The organism is Candidatus Moraniibacteriota bacterium (assembly GCA_016699875.1).
Classification (GTDB): Bacteria; Patescibacteriota; Minisyncoccia; order Moranbacterales; family UBA1568.
Genome location: CP064989.1, coordinates 376,874 through 390,571, shown reverse-complemented (window position 1 = coordinate 390,571; position 13,698 = coordinate 376,874). Strand labels below are relative to the sequence as shown.

Here is a 13,698-nt window from a genome sequence, read left to right as displayed (position 1 = left end):
GAAAAGCATACCGCGCAGATCTGTTTCTCCGATGAAGCTTCTATGGAGGCAAGGTTGGCGCAGTTTGGTTGGCAGATCTCTTTGTGAAAAAGGGAATAGTAAGAGGAGTGGTAAACGGAATGCGAAAAGAGAACCCGGTCGCATATGAGGCGGCGGGGAGTTTTTTAAAAAATTGAGAAGTGCGGAGGTGTGAGATGGCGCAACTTATCGATCGGCGGTTGGATGGGAAGAACAAGAGCACGGTGAATCGACAGCGATTCATTCGGCGATTCAAGACTCAGATCAAGAAGGCAGTGACTAAAGCCCTGGGAGGTCGGAGTATTACCAATGTTGACAATGGCGAAAAGGTGAACATTCCTGCTCGCGATTTGTCCGAGCCGCAATTTAGGCACGGTCCTGGCGGAAGACGCGAGGTGATCCGCCCGGGCAACAAAGAGTTTGTACCGGGGGACAGGATGGCGCGCCCGAAGGGTGGGGGTGGTGGCAACGGGTCCGGTAGCGGATCGGCAAGTGATCAAGGTGTGGGCGAAGATGATTTTGTTTTTGAGCTGTCGCGGGAGGAGTTTCTGGATCTGTTCTTTGAGGATTTGGAGTTGCCCAACCTTGTCCGGACACAGCTTGCCAAACTGACGGAGTTCAAATCGGTTCGCGCCGGGTTTAGCAGTGCGGGGAATCCGTCGAATATCGATATTGTCCGATCTCTTCGAGGCGCGATGGCTCGACGCATGGCGCTTGGCAATCCGCACAAGCGACGCATCGCGGAAATCGAAGAGGTTCTCGAATGTTTTCGCGAAAACGGCGTACCGGAGAGTTCTTCTCTCGTTCAGGCTCTCCTGAAGGAGCTTTCTCGCGAGCAAGCCAGGCTTCGGGCTGTGCCGTTTATCGATACGTTCGATCTGCGTTACACTAACAGGGTGAAGCAGCCACAACCATCTTCACAGGCGGTGATGTTTTGTATCATGGATGTGTCTGGGTCGATGGATGCGGCACGAAAGGACTTGGCGAAGCGATTCTTTATTTTGCTCCATCTTTTCTTGAAGAGGAACTATGAAAAAATCGATGTGGTTTTTATTCGCCATCATGCGGTAGCAAAGGAAGTTGATGAACACACTTTCTTCCATGAGAGGGAGACAGGTGGCACAGTTGTATCCAGCGCGCTTGAATTGATGTGCGAAATCATGTCGGATCGCTATCCGGCGGGTAGTTGGAATATCTATGTAGCGCAAGCATCGGATGGCGACAATTGGAATCATGACTCGCCTCATTGCAGAGATATCCTCCTCAAGGAAATCGTACCGTTTGTACGCTACTACGCGTATATTGAAATAACGCCGGATCGCCATCAGACTCTCTGGGAGGCATACGAGGAAGTGAAAGAACAACATCCGAATTTCGCGATGCGGCAGATTGACAGTCCTGCCGATATTTATCCGGTATTTCGAGATCTGTTTCAGCGGAGAATGCATTGAATGAAGAGGAGTCCTCGGGATAATTGTGTCCCGATATTTTCTAGTGCGGTTTACATTCTCGGTGAAAGCCATCGAGTGTAAACCGTTTTTTCTTTCTTGAAATATCGTGATACAATAGAAATATTGTTAACTCTTTGAGTTGATGTCTTTATGACAGAAAAACAAAAAATTGCCGTTGCTATCGGTGTCGGTTTTTTGGTTGTAGCATTTGCGTTTATTTATCGGCAGTTTTCCGGTCAGCGGGTCGTCCCGATGAATGGAGCGCCGACGATGATGCCTCCTGAGCCACCGTCCGCACCAGGCGATTCTGCTATGAGGGGAGAGATAATGCAGGATTCCGATGTGACTCCCGGGACTCCGGATGCTGTGGTCGATGATATTTTGAAGAATGATTCTGATACATCGGCGCTCGATAACGAAGCTGATGGTGAAACGAATGCAGCAAAGGAAAATGTGCAAACCATTGATGCTATAACCAATGCTTATGATGACACGCAACGCTAAATTTTCGTTTGGAGCGATCGGATTCGCCGTCTGTGCGATCGTGTTCTCTTTGGGCATTGTTTCGGTACGCGCCGATGAAAATGCTGACGGGAGTACAGATGGTGGAGGGAAGCGAGCTCCCTGGGTGCGAGCGCACGATCTTGCGACGGAGCGGAAGACACAGGTTGAGAACGATAGCATACAGAAGCGCGCTTTTATGGATGGAAATGCCGGGGATCGGAAAGCGAATCGAGAAGAGAATATGCTGGATCGCCAGCAGAACACATGCGCAGCTATGATCGAACGGAATGAGAGATTAAGCGTGCGCCTGAATGATGCCCAGAAAGGAATATTGGAACGAAAATCGACGCGTCGGAATATTTTTGATGAGAACCGCGATGAGCGCGACTCAACGCTTGAGACGAATCGAAATGAGCGCGACACGAAGCGCGAGGAGATGTATGCGAAGTTGCTTGAACAAGCGGGGGATGATGCGGAGAAACAGGCAGCGGTTGCCGCATTTAAGGCGGCTGTGGAAACGGCAGTTTCCAATCGGCAACAAGCAGTCGATGCGGCTATTGAAGCGTTCCGCGCCGGGGTTGATGCGGCTATCGGCAGTAAGAAGACGACGGTTGATTCGAGTCTGGCTACTTTCAAAGTGGCTGTTGATGCCGCCTTTGCGACAGCAAAGAGTGATTGCGAATCAGGGGTCGACCCGGCGATGGTCCGCGAGACGCTGCGGGCGAGTCTCAGAACCTGTTTACAATCTTCTGGTACACTGAGGACATAATCCTCAAACCAAAAGAACCATGTATCCAAGCGACATAACCCGAGAACAATTCGAACACATCAGACCATTTCTCGAATCAACCAGGAAGAGAACCAAACCAAAGACACTTGATTCCTATGACGTATTCAACGCTCTGCTCTACATTCTGGTCACGGGTTGCCAATGGAGGGCACTTCCCAAGGATTATCCAAAATGGCAGAGTGTCTATCGACACTTCCTTGTCTGGAAGGAACGAAAAAACAAACAGACAGAGAGTATGCTTGAGCAAGTCTTAAAAAAAATTGGTCGAACAAGAACGTATGAAAAATGGCAAACAATGCAAAACCAGTTTCTGCATCGTTGATGCTCAAAGTGTCAAGAATACAGATACGGCTCGAGAAAAAGGTTATGATGCAGGAAAAAAAGTTTCCGGTATCAAGCGACATATTCTCGTTGACACCAACGGATTGCCGCATGCGTTCACGGTAACCACTGCTAACGTCACTGATCGAAATGGAGCTATCCAAGCCGTCAAGGCAAACAAAAAACACCTTTCACGGGTGGAGAAACTCTTGACTGATGGTAGTTATACCGGAGAAAACTTCGCCAAAGCGATCAAAGCATGTATCGGTGCGGAAGTGGGAGTAGCTAAACGAAACGAATTGCATACGTTTGCCGTTCTTCCTCAGCGCTGGGTGGTCGAGAGAAGCTTCTCCTGGCTGGAGAAATGCCGAAGGCTCTGGAAGAATTGCGAACGGACACTGGATTCGAGCTTACAGATGATGGTTTTAAGTTTTGCTCGATTGTTGTTGAAAAGATTGTAAACAGGTTCTCAAAGCGGCTCGAACTTCTATGGAGAGTGAGCGGAAAGATGCGGACACAGTCGGCGAACAGATAAAGACGCTCGCTGAGACAAAAAAGGTGGCTTTTGCAACGGCGCTCTCGGATTTCAAGCTGGCGCTTGAGCAGGCTCGAGCTGATTTGAAAGCGGCATTTGGGACCGATTCGGGATCTGATTCCGAAAGTGAATCGGATTCGCAATAAGCGGATTTCTTTGAGCGGATTCGCTGTTTGCTGAAAACTGTTGTCTCTGAAATATCAATAAAAAGAACCGGCACAAGCCGGTTTTTTTGATTTTTGTAGAAAAATTCAGCGGATATTGTCAAAACTATGCAGTCGGGGTATGCTGGGATTCGGTTGCGCTTCGGCGGAGTCATTTTATTTTTTTCTTTCCTCTTTTATGTTGGTCTTTTTTGTCGGTGCGGTTTTTGTCTTTGGATATGCGGCGATTGTTATGGAACATCGGTGGCATGTGCATAAGACGCATACGGCGCTTTTCCTGGGTGCATCGCTTTGGGCGCTTATCGCTGTTTTTTCCGGCGAGCACGACTTGGACGTAGTGCTGGGCGAGATTGGGCGTGAGGTGTTTGAATTGGTCGCCTTTCTCTTGGCGGCGATGACGCTCGTTGAGATTCTCATTCATTATCGATTTTTTGATTTTGTTCGGACGAAAATTCAACGATTTCATTTGACGGATTCCGGGCAGATTTGGCTTTTGGCGTCGGTAGCATTTTTTCTCTCCGCGATTATCGACAATCTGACGACGACTATTGTGATGGTGCAGATAGCTCGGCGATTCTTTCGGGGTAATAACCTTTTGGTCGTTGCAGCCGCTATCGTGATTGCCGCCAATGCGGGCGGCGCGTTTTCTCCGATCGGCGATATTACGACGATTATGCTCTGGCTCGCCGGGAAGTTCTCGGCGGGGAATATCTTAGCTTGGGGTTTTCTGCCGTCTCTCGCGATTATGCTCGTGAGTGTCTGGTTTCTTTCGAAGCGGATTGCGCACGATACGGCTGATAGCGAGGAATCCGGTCAGGAATCGTTCCATCTGACGCGGTCGGAGCGAATCATTGTGACGATTGCACTTTCATCCTTCTCTTTGCCACTTGTGTCGCATTTCTTCGGACTTCCTCCGTATATGGGGCTTCTCTTGGGACTTGGGACAACCGGTATCGCCATTGCGTTTTTTGCTCGAATTGCGAGGCATCCGAAGACGCACCTTGCCGCCGATATCGAGCGGCTTTTGAAGAGTGTCGACTACGCGAGTATTCTCTTTTTCGTCGGTATTCTTTTGGCCGTGGGTGCGCTCCGGCATTTGGGAGTGCTCGCTGATATTTCCGCGGCGATATTCGGACCGAATCCGGAGACGTGGCGGCTTGTTGCTGGGAATACATCGCTCGGCATTCTTTCCTCGGTCGTTGATAATATCCCATTGACCGCCGCCGCGATCGATATCGTGGCGAGTCATCACCCGGCAATATGGGTATTGCTCGCGCTTACGGCGGGAACGGGCGGATCACTTCTGGTGATCGGGTCGGCGGCGGGTGTTGTCGCTATGGGCATGATCAAAGATCTCTCGTTTCGAAATTATTTCGACAAAGCATTTGTTCCGGCACTTTTCGGTTATATCGCCGGCATCGCTGTCTGGTGCGCCGAATACGCGATGTTTGGGTAGAAAGAGGTGATGTGATGTTTATAAAGAAGCAGAAAATTGCGGTGTTGGTTTCGGGTGGGGTGGATAGCTCCGTTGCTTTGGCGCTTCTGAAACGTGCCGGGCATGATGTTCGGGCGTTTTATCTGAAGATTTGGCTTGAGGATGAGGTGTCATTCTTGGGGGAATGTCCGTGGGAGGAGGATTTGCACTATGTGCGCGCGGTGTGTGAAAAGCTTGGTGTGCCGCTCACGGTTGTGCCACTCCAGAAGGAATATTGGGAGCGAGTGGTATCGTATGTGTTGGATGAGGTGAATCGGGGGCGGACACCAAATCCTGATATGCTCTGCAATCGCCGGGTGAAATTCGGCGCATTCTATGATGCCCTTGGTAAAGAGTTCGACTTCATTGCGACGGGACACTATGCGCAGACCGTGTTTGCTCGGGGAAGGGCGAATCTTCTTTGTTCTCCGGATCCAGTGAAAGATCAAACATATTTTCTTTCGCAGCTCTCCCAAGAGCAGGTATCACGTGCGCTTTTCCCAATTGGCGGATATCAAAAGGAACGCGTGCGGGAATTGGCGCAAGAATTCGGTTTGCCGAATGCGAATCGAAAAGACAGTCAGGGCATCTGCTTTTTGGGGAAGGTGCGCTTTGATGAATTTTTGCGGCACTACCTTGGAACGAAGCGCGGTGATCTTCTCGAATACGAAACCGGGAGAAAGGTCGGCGAGCACGATGGCTTTTGGTATTTTACGATCGGACAGCGCAAGGGCATTAAGCTCTCCGGCGGCCCGTGGTTTGTGGTGGGGAAGGATGCGGCGAAGAATGAAGTGTTCGTTTCCAATGCCTGGCGCGGCGCGGAAGGATCGCGGAAGACATTTGATATCGAAAACATGAATTGGATTGCCGGAGCGGTACCGCAAGGAAGAGCTTTTGAAGCGAAAATCCGCCATGGGGAATCGCGATACCCATGTCGTATTCGCTTGCTTCGCAATAATGGGTGGCGTGTATATCTCGATGAATCGCAACCTGGCATTGCACCCGGACAATTCGCAGTATTCTATGACGGCAAAACGTGCTTAGGTGGGGGAGTGATTATCTAAATTATCTTGAGATGAGCTCTAATGTTTTTCTGCTTGGTATTCGGAAAGAGTGTTGTTATTGAAGATACATACTCGGTTTCTGCCTTTAGCGGCCTTGTCCATTTGCACGTCAATCGGACCGTCGAGATCTGTAGCAGTGTCGATGGAGCTCCACTCGCCTTTTGCCGCGTAGACTGCCATATCTGCATTTCTCTCGTGACTTTGGATATTGGGAACATAGGGAGCGACGCCGATGCTTGCGGTAACGAGAGATGTGTTTTCTTCAGCAATGAGAAACGCCTGTTCGATAGCTTGTCGAATGCGTTCAGCGACTTTGCAAGCGGCATCTATATCCATCGCGAGAGAGATACTGAATTCATCTCCTCCAATTCGACCGAGAGTGCTTTCATGTGGGCGAGTGTTCTCTCGAAAAATTTGAGCTATTTTTTGAAGCAATATATCTCCGGCTTCATGACCTTTCGTATCGTTCACGAACTTAAATTTATCTATGTCGATAGTGAGGAGACAATACGGCTGAGGTTCTTTGCTGTGTCGATCGCGTCGTCGTTCGGCGCCAACTTGGGAGTGTTTGTTGTATTTTTGAATAGCTGAGTTGAGATCACTGAGAGCTCCATCGAAGCCGCGGCGATTGAGAAGTCCGGTCAACGGATCTTGGGTTGCGAGTTCTCTTTGGTGCTCGAGTTCGATCTGAAGACCTGTCTTGTCGTGCAATGTATTGTTTATCTCTGCACTGGTTGCGCTTCCGAGTTCGAATAATTTCTTCGCGGCGTTGGTATTCTCCTTGCCTACTCGTTCTCGAGAATTTTTTTCATTTTTTGCATAGGCTGCTAGGTATTCTTCGGGTGACATGCCGAGCGTCTTAGCTTTTTCCTCTATCTCTTGAACGAAGCTTTCTCGTTTCCGTTCGATGTTTCTTTCGGAGCGGGAATATTTTTCTGGCGGAACTGAATCGATTGAATTTTCAAAACTCTCCATAATGACGTTCGAAAGAAATATGGCTTTATGATAGAATATTCCTCACATTTATGAAAGTTTTACCTACGAAGATTTCTTCGGAAAAAATAAGTTTCTTCGAATCCGTCTTGTTGGACTTTTTTGAGAAGGCCGGGCGGGAGCATTTACCGTGGCGACGGGAGGGAATTTCGGCGTATGAAGTATGGGTGTCTGAAATAATGCTCCAGCAGACGCAGGTGTCGCGTGTCATTGGGTACTATGAAAAGTTTCTGAAGCAATTCCCGACAGTTCAGAGCTTAGCTCGAGCATCATGGGAAGAATTTCTGCCGTATTATGCCGGACTTGGCTATTATGCGCGCGGGCGAAACATGCTGCGGACGGCGAAAATGGTCGTCGACGAGTATGATGGGAAATTCCCGAATGATATCGGTGTTTTGCAGAAACTTCCAGGCATTGGTTCTTACACGGCAGCAGCGATTTCGAGTTTTGCGTACGGCGAGGAGCAAATAGCCTGGGACACGAATCTTCGTCGAGTCATTGGGCGATTTTTTTTCGGGACGAAGAGGGCGGATGAATGGAGATTTACGATCGGCAATTCGAGATCAAGGAACCGGAAAGTCAAGAAGCTTGAGAAACGCAGTGTTTTGAATGAAAGAAATATCAGAATAAGCGCTCCGGAAGCGATTGGACGTGTGTTCTCTGTGCGAACGAAGACGCTGAATGCGGCTCTGATGGATTTTGGAAGTGCGACGTGTTTGGGAAGGCCGAAGTGTTCGGCGTGTCCACTCCGAGAGAGGTGTCGGTATTTTAGGGAAGGCGGGAAGCAAGAGCTAGGAACAGGAGAGACCGAGAAACCAGTCAAAGAGCGACTGCGATCTGACTGGAAGAATGCGCGAGTCGAGGCGACTCTTCATGAAAATCATCAAAAATACTTCTCATCGCTCAAGACTTCGTATCGGCCGTTTGTATTGGATGCGGCGCACAATACGCGAGCAGGCATCAAGCAGTGGTTTCGGGAGCGGTATGGATTGGAGGTGGCAGTTCGCCCTCCCCACGATAAGGTTGTTATTTCGCGTGTGCCGACACTTCGGGTCAATGTGCAGATTCTTTCCGGGAATCATGATTTCACCGAGTTCTCAAGGACGGATATCTCTGCGACATGATTAAAGACACTGTGTTATACTGATGACGCTATGCGAATTCCACATTTCAATACGATTTTCTTTTTCTTTGTTTTTTTTCTGACGGGTGCGGCGGTATTTTTTGTGATGCAGCCTTTTTTGACATCCATGCTGGTTGCGGCGGTTCTTGCGACATTGTTCTATGGGAGATACCAGTCTTTTTTGCGTGTCTTCGGTGGGCGAAAGGGGTTGAGTGCCGGCAGTGTTTTGCTTCTTGTAGCGTTTTTGGTGATTATTCCCATTTTTGTATTGGCGACGCTTGTGATTGGTGAGGCGACCAGTGCTCTCACGACTCTTTCATCGGGGACTCATTCTCTTGGAGAGGTGTCTGAGTTGATACAACTTTGGTTGTCTCGGTTGCCGGTTGTCGGCGAGTTTTTGTCAGAGAAGAACATTCGTATCGCGGACTTGTTGGGGAATGTTGTTGGTAAGGGCGGCGCGCTCATATCGTTTTTGCAGGCGCTCTACGGGAGTGTTGCGGGACTCGTTTTGTGGATATTCGCCCTGTTCTTCGCGCTCTTCTATTTTCTCATTGACGGCGACCGAGTGATCCGACTCATGAAGCGCATGAGTCCTCTTTCGGATAGGGACGACGAGGAGCTTATGCGTGATTTTTCTTCTATGAGTCGAGCGGTGATTAAGGGGTCTATCAGCATTGCTCTTTTGCAGGGAGTTATCGGTGGCATCGGTGTCGCGGTTGCCGGGGTTTCGTCGCCGGCTATTTGGGGGGCGGCTATGGGATTCTTCTCACTTATTCCGGCGGTTGGATCTGGCATTGTCTGGCTTCCGATGGGGCTGTGGCTTTTTTTCTCGGGGGATGTGTGGCAGGGGATTTTTCTCCTTGTTTTCGGTATGAGCATCATTTCGACGGTAGATAATGTAGTTCGTCCGAAGCTGGTAGGGCGAGATACGCAGATTCATCCACTCCTTGTGTTCTTCTCGACGCTTGGCGGTATCGCGCTTTTCGGTATTGTCGGGCTTTTGATCGGGCCGTTGCTTGTCTCGTTCTTTTTGGCATTGACGAGGATATACGTGCGGGAATTTAAAGCTGATCTCGATACCTATAATCAGGGCGGTTTGGCGTCATGATGTGGTGGCAGTCTCTTCCGGAACGTATTGACCCGACTCTTTTTTCTGTCGGTGGCTTTTCTGTCTCTTGGTATGGGGTCGCATTTCTGTGTGGGGCAGTGATTTCGCTTTCTGTTCTTTGGCGAGGATTGTCTCGAGATCGTGCTTTGATGTTTTCTCCGGATACGTTCTTGGATTTCTCGCTTTTTCTTCTTGTGGGTGCGGTAGTCGGTGCTCGCTTCGGCTACGCCTTGTTCTACAATCCTGCTTTTTTTGCTGAACATCCTCTCTCTTTGATATCTCCGTTCGATGCGAGGACCGGCGTATGGACCGGTGTTGCCGGCATGAGTGCTCACGGAGGGATGTTGGGTATAGTATTCGCCGCTTTTCTTTTTTCTTGGCGATATCAGAAGCCTGTGTGGAAGTTGTTGGACCATATTGCGCAGTCTCTTCCTTTGGCAATTTTTTTTGGCCGCATTGGGAACTTTCTTGCCGGAGAGCTCTTCGGTCGGGTGACGACCTTGCCATGGGGCATGGTATTTCCCTCCGCAGACGACATGCTTCTTCATCACCCATCACAGCTTTATGAAGCGGTCGGGGAGGGTTTGGTGCTGTGGCTTGCACTTTTCTTATTGGCAAAACGAAATCGGTTTCCGGGGCAGCTCTTGGTATGGGCACTGGCTCTCTATGGTGGGATTCGGTTCTTGCTTGAGTACTTTCGTTTGCCGGACCCGCAAATCGGGTTCGTGCTTTATGATTTTACCCTGGGGCAACTTTTATCTCTGCTGGTTATGATTTTGTCGGCAACACTTCTCTTTTGGATAAAAAATCGGGAAAATGCTATACTCCCTCGTGCAGAGTAACTCCTTTATTTGTGAGTATGGCTCGATATGCAAAAACCGCTTTGATTGTCGCTCTTGTGTCAGTCCTTCTTGGTTTTATTGTATGGGGCATTGTCAGTGCTCCGTCGGCAAGCGCTCCATCCGCCGATGATTCCGGTGATCCGAATGCCCCGATAGTGTACTACTATGGAAAAGAGTGTCCGCATTGCAAGGACCTCGAGAAGTTCCTTGAGGAGAATCATATAGCTGAGAAGATTTCTTTTGCTAAGAAGGAAGTGTGGCATAATCCGAAAAACTCCGGTGAAATGCAAAAGCGTGCGGATGAATGCGGGATAGAGAAATCCGGTTTGGGCGTGCCGTTTGTGTGGGCTGAAGGGAAGTGTTTTGTCGGCGGACCGGATGCGGAAAAATTCTTTAGAGAGAAGGCGGGCATCCAATAGATTTTGAACTCATGAATGTATCTCACACAGCTCAACACGTGCGGAAACGGATATATATCGATGGTATTCCGAAGCGTGTGACGTCCGCAGGTTCTCGAATCAAATCGTGCCCTTCTCGGGATTTTGCTGCTCAGCCGCTTACGTCGACAGTATTTTTTCGGGGAAGTCGTGTTGATTATCAGAATCGATTGGGAGCTGGAGAATTCCCAAATCGGACGCAATATCTCATAGACGATATTCGCTTGAACAAGCGTGAGTCGTCGACTGGATTCGGTAGGGCTCGATCGCGGTTTAGATATATATGGCAATGGCGGACCATTGAAAGGTCTCTCATTGAGGTTGGCGCTGTTTTCGCTCTTTCGCCGCGCTTTGCATTGCGGACATCGCTTGTTGGGGCAGTATTTTTGGGCATTGTCTCGACGGTGCTTACCTATCGGTATTTTGGGGAGCATGCGCTTGCCGGTGAAGGGTCTTCAGTGTCATCAAGAATGGTGCTTGAACGGGATATGCCTTTGCCGGATGAACCGACAGTGCTTGGTGCGAGCGATCATACTGACGAGCGGTTTGTTGCTGAGGTGACTGATGACCTGGAGAGTATTCGGGAAGTGGAAGAGAAGGAAGCTCTCGAGGCGAAGATCCGGGAAATGGTTGCCGGATATCCGATCGAGGAGATGGTTCCCTATATTGTGGAGAAAGACAAGATTGTCGCGGCATTCTTGGTCGGTATTGCCAAGAAGGAAAGCGCGTGGGGAAAGCGCGTGCCACTCCTCAAAAGTCACGATTGTTTTAATTATTGGGGATATCGCGGCAAGCGTCGATTTATGGGGACGGGCGGGCATACGTGCTTCAATAGTCCGAAAGATGCGGTCGACACGGTCTCTCGTCGATTGGAAAAGCTGATTTATGCGGAGAAAATTGACACTCCGGCCGAGATGATGGTGGTTTGGAAGTGTGGATACGACTGTTCGACACATGATAAGGCGGCGACGAAAAAGTGGATTCAGGATGTCGATCTCTACTTTCATGAGATTGACGAATAGCCTTAAATATGCTAGAAATGAGTGTTATCAAACGGTAACACTTTTTCTCTATGGAGATTCCTTTATGCAGGCGGGGGACACGGTATATTTTCCGAGTTTTTGGCTTTATGAGCCTCTTTTTCGTGTTCTTTGTTTGGAGTGGGGATATGGCTTTGGCAGAAGGATCGGATATTCACTTGCAGGACGATTTGCTGGAATTCCGTCCAGAGAGTGTTTCGGGTGATTCGGGACAGGAGGCTGTTGCTCCATCTTGTGAGGGAGAAATGTCTCCGAAGGAGGGGGAATCGGAAGAGGACTTCCGGTTTCGTACGCTGCTTGCTTCAACGCTCCGGGGTGAACCGATGGAAACAATGGTGCCATTTCTCGCGAAGCGCGATCGGGAGACGGCGGCGTTCTTGGTGAGTATTGCCCGAAAGGAAAGCTCGTGGGGAGAGCATGTGCCAACGAAAGACGGTGTTGACTGCTACAACTACTGGGGCTACAAAGGAGTAGGAAGTCGCGGGACTGGCATGGGCTATGCTTGTTTTTCCAGTCCGGAAGAGGCGATTGAGGTAGTGGGTGATCGGATTTCCGAATTGGTTCATGAAAAACATTTGGATTCGCCGTCGCGACTCATTGTATGGAAATGCGGTTCATCTTGTGAGGGGCATAGTCCGGAGAGTGTTGCAAAATGGATTTCAGACGTGGGAAACGTGTATCATCGGTTTTTCTAAATTTCTGATTTCGTGAGACAAGAGGATTGAATATTGAAGACTTCGACGATCCGTCTTGAGTGGTCGTCTTTTTTTATGCTTTGTTCATAGGTTTTGATGGTATAATGGAGCTGTTTGTTTTTCTTTTCCGTGTTTATTATGCTGTGGCTCTTTTCGGCGATTGGGGGGTATGGGGCGACGGCGCTTTCCGGTATTGCAGATAAGTTCTTGGTGTCGGGGCGCATCGAGAAGCCGGCGGCGTATGTTTTGGTTTTGACGCTGTTTAGTTTGACATCGTTTGCGCTTGCGCCATTTGGTTTGCAACTTTTGCCTCCGGTTGGCATGGTAATTTTCCTGGCGTCGGGAATGCTTTTTGCGTGGAGTTTGCTTTTTCTGTTTACTGCGTTTCAATTGGGAGAAGTATCGAGAGTCTTGCCGCTTGTCGGCATCTTTTCGGCGATGATAACGCTTGTGCCCTCGATTGTTTTGATATTTCTTTCCGGCGATGTCCCTGTCTTTGGATTGATTTCGTTCGCGCTTTTGTTGGCAGGGGTAGCGATGCTTTCTTTCTCTTGCTCCGATGGTCCTTCCTATTCGAAGCGAGTTGTCGGCCTCTCATTCCTTTCCGGGTTGTTGCTCGCGGGATTTTACATTCTTATCAAAGTGGGGGAGGGGAGCGGGGCGAATTTTGTGAGTGGGCTTATTTGGTCTCGATTTGGCGTGTTTCTTGGTGGAGTGTCTTTGGCTCTTGTGCCTGCGTATCGTCGAGACATGCTTTCTTTCTTCTTTGAAAAGTTTCCTTTTCGGAAGCCGGGTTTTTCGCGTTCTGTTCTGGCAGATGCGTCGGGCATGGCTTTGCATGAACGGACGGGCTCGGTGCCGACGTGGCTCATCTTTATTTCCGGGAAAACCATAGGAGGTATCGGCGCGATTCTTATCATATTCGCCACATATCGAGGACCGGCTGCGTTGGTTCAGGCGATGGTTGGTGTGCAATTTGCTTTTGTGTTTCTCATAGCACTCTTTCTTTCAAAGAAATTTCCGGATGTATTCTCCGAGCGATTGTCTCGTGCCGACTGGCTGTGGAAAATGGCGGCATTCGTTTGCATAACGATTGGTATTTGGTTCTCAGTTCGTGGAGAGTTGACTCTTTTTTGATG

General features: G+C 49.3%; 15 protein-coding genes. 14 read left to right on the top strand and 1 reads right to left on the bottom strand.

The features are described 5' to 3' along the window. The first annotated feature begins 194 nt into the window (after positions 1 to 194). From IPK84_01950 to mnmA, 7 genes are all read left to right on the top strand, one after another. A complete protein-coding gene (locus tag IPK84_01950) occupies positions 195 to 1,469 on the top strand; it encodes a YeaH/YhbH family protein (GenBank protein QQS16099.1) in 1,275 nt (424 codons plus the stop codon). Positions 1,470 to 1,619: 150 nt separating this feature from the next. Then, positions 1,620 to 1,973 (top strand): hypothetical protein, encoded by a 354-nt coding sequence (locus IPK84_01945; protein ID QQS16098.1) that lies wholly within the window; start codon positions 1,620 to 1,622, stop codon positions 1,971 to 1,973. 440 nt (positions 1,974 to 2,413) lie between these two features. Beyond that, positions 2,414 to 2,734, top strand: coding sequence for a TilS substrate-binding domain-containing protein (locus tag IPK84_01940; GenBank protein QQS16097.1), 321 nt, complete (start codon positions 2,414 to 2,416; stop codon positions 2,732 to 2,734). Between the two features lie 27 nt (positions 2,735 to 2,761). After that, a protein-coding gene (locus IPK84_01935) for an IS5 family transposase (protein QQS16096.1) occupies positions 2,762 to 3,545 on the top strand; the annotation gives its coding sequence in 2 pieces (ribosomal slippage) (positions 2,762 to 3,025 and positions 3,027 to 3,545; 783 coding nt in all). Between the two features lie 28 nt (positions 3,546 to 3,573). Next, positions 3,574 to 3,765, top strand: coding sequence for a hypothetical protein (locus tag IPK84_01930; protein QQS16095.1), 192 nt, complete (start codon positions 3,574 to 3,576; stop codon positions 3,763 to 3,765). A gap of 139 nt (positions 3,766 to 3,904) precedes the next feature. Next, the gene (gene nhaD / locus IPK84_01925; protein ID QQS16094.1) at positions 3,905 to 5,239 is read left to right on the top strand and encodes a sodium:proton antiporter NhaD; all 1,335 of its coding nucleotides are present in this window, start codon (positions 3,905 to 3,907) and stop codon (positions 5,237 to 5,239) included. A gap of 14 nt (positions 5,240 to 5,253) precedes the next feature. After that, positions 5,254 to 6,321, top strand: a complete 1,068-nt coding sequence (gene mnmA, locus IPK84_01920) for a tRNA 2-thiouridine(34) synthase MnmA (GenBank protein QQS16093.1) — start codon at positions 5,254 to 5,256, stop codon at positions 6,319 to 6,321. An 18-nt stretch (positions 6,322 to 6,339) separates the two neighbouring features. On the opposite strand, the gene IPK84_01915 is transcribed toward mnmA, so the two are convergent. Beyond that, complete coding sequence (locus IPK84_01915) at positions 6,340 to 7,296, bottom strand: GGDEF domain-containing protein (protein ID QQS16092.1); 957 nt, start codon at positions 7,294 to 7,296, stop codon at positions 6,340 to 6,342. 50 nt (positions 7,297 to 7,346) lie between these two features. On the opposite strand from IPK84_01915, the gene IPK84_01910 reads away from it, so the two are divergent. From IPK84_01910 to IPK84_01880, 7 genes are all read left to right on the top strand, one after another. Next, complete coding sequence (locus tag IPK84_01910) at positions 7,347 to 8,438, top strand: A/G-specific adenine glycosylase (protein QQS16091.1); 1,092 nt, start codon at positions 7,347 to 7,349, stop codon at positions 8,436 to 8,438. Positions 8,439 to 8,468: 30 nt separating this feature from the next. Next, positions 8,469 to 9,545, top strand: coding sequence for an AI-2E family transporter (locus IPK84_01905; protein ID QQS16090.1), 1,077 nt, complete (start codon positions 8,469 to 8,471; stop codon positions 9,543 to 9,545). Then, a complete protein-coding gene (lgt, locus tag IPK84_01900; GenBank protein ID QQS16089.1) occupies positions 9,542 to 10,387 on the top strand; it encodes a prolipoprotein diacylglyceryl transferase in 846 nt (281 codons plus the stop codon). Before IPK84_01905 ends, lgt begins: the two co-directional genes overlap by 4 nt. A 17-nt stretch (positions 10,388 to 10,404) precedes the next feature. Then, positions 10,405 to 10,806 (top strand): hypothetical protein, encoded by a 402-nt coding sequence (locus IPK84_01895; protein ID QQS16088.1) that lies wholly within the window; start codon positions 10,405 to 10,407, stop codon positions 10,804 to 10,806. Between the two features lie 11 nt (positions 10,807 to 10,817). After that, positions 10,818 to 11,846 carry a hypothetical protein gene (locus IPK84_01890; protein QQS16087.1) on the top strand — a complete coding sequence of 343 codons (1,029 nt, stop codon included), beginning with the start codon at positions 10,818 to 10,820 and terminating at the stop codon, positions 11,844 to 11,846. A 146-nt stretch (positions 11,847 to 11,992) separates the two neighbouring features. Continuing rightward, positions 11,993 to 12,559, top strand: coding sequence for a glucosaminidase domain-containing protein (locus IPK84_01885; GenBank protein ID QQS16086.1), 567 nt, complete (start codon positions 11,993 to 11,995; stop codon positions 12,557 to 12,559). A 114-nt stretch (positions 12,560 to 12,673) separates the two neighbouring features. Further along, positions 12,674 to 13,696 (top strand): hypothetical protein, encoded by a 1,023-nt coding sequence (locus tag IPK84_01880; GenBank protein ID QQS16085.1) that lies wholly within the window; start codon positions 12,674 to 12,676, stop codon positions 13,694 to 13,696. Positions 13,697 to 13,698 lie beyond the last annotated feature (2 nt).

What these genes read in the sequence shown, in the direction of transcription:
- IPK84_01950 (QQS16099.1), top strand. Translation starts at nt 195, where the DNA reads ATGGCGCAACTTATCGATCGGCGGTTGGATGGGAAGAACAAGAGCACG.
- IPK84_01945 (QQS16098.1), top strand. Translation starts at nt 1,620, where the DNA reads ATGACAGAAAAACAAAAAATTGCCGTTGCTATCGGTGTCGGTTTTTTG.
- IPK84_01940 (QQS16097.1), top strand. Translation starts at nt 2,414, where the DNA reads ATGCGAAGTTGCTTGAACAAGCGGGGGATGATGCGGAGAAACAGGCAG.
- IPK84_01930 (QQS16095.1), top strand. Translation starts at nt 3,574, where the DNA reads ATGGAGAGTGAGCGGAAAGATGCGGACACAGTCGGCGAACAGATAAAG.
- nhaD (QQS16094.1), top strand. Translation starts at nt 3,905, where the DNA reads ATGCTGGGATTCGGTTGCGCTTCGGCGGAGTCATTTTATTTTTTTCTT.
- mnmA (QQS16093.1), top strand. Translation starts at nt 5,254, where the DNA reads ATGTTTATAAAGAAGCAGAAAATTGCGGTGTTGGTTTCGGGTGGGGTG.
- IPK84_01915 (QQS16092.1), bottom strand. Translation starts at nt 7,296, where the DNA reads ATGGAGAGTTTTGAAAATTCAATCGATTCAGTTCCGCCAGAAAAATAT.
- IPK84_01910 (QQS16091.1), top strand. Translation starts at nt 7,347, where the DNA reads ATGAAAGTTTTACCTACGAAGATTTCTTCGGAAAAAATAAGTTTCTTC.
- IPK84_01905 (QQS16090.1), top strand. Translation starts at nt 8,469, where the DNA reads ATGCGAATTCCACATTTCAATACGATTTTCTTTTTCTTTGTTTTTTTT.
- lgt (QQS16089.1), top strand. Translation starts at nt 9,542, where the DNA reads ATGATGTGGTGGCAGTCTCTTCCGGAACGTATTGACCCGACTCTTTTT.
- IPK84_01895 (QQS16088.1), top strand. Translation starts at nt 10,405, where the DNA reads ATGGCTCGATATGCAAAAACCGCTTTGATTGTCGCTCTTGTGTCAGTC.
- IPK84_01890 (QQS16087.1), top strand. Translation starts at nt 10,818, where the DNA reads ATGAATGTATCTCACACAGCTCAACACGTGCGGAAACGGATATATATC.
- IPK84_01885 (QQS16086.1), top strand. Translation starts at nt 11,993, where the DNA reads ATGGCTTTGGCAGAAGGATCGGATATTCACTTGCAGGACGATTTGCTG.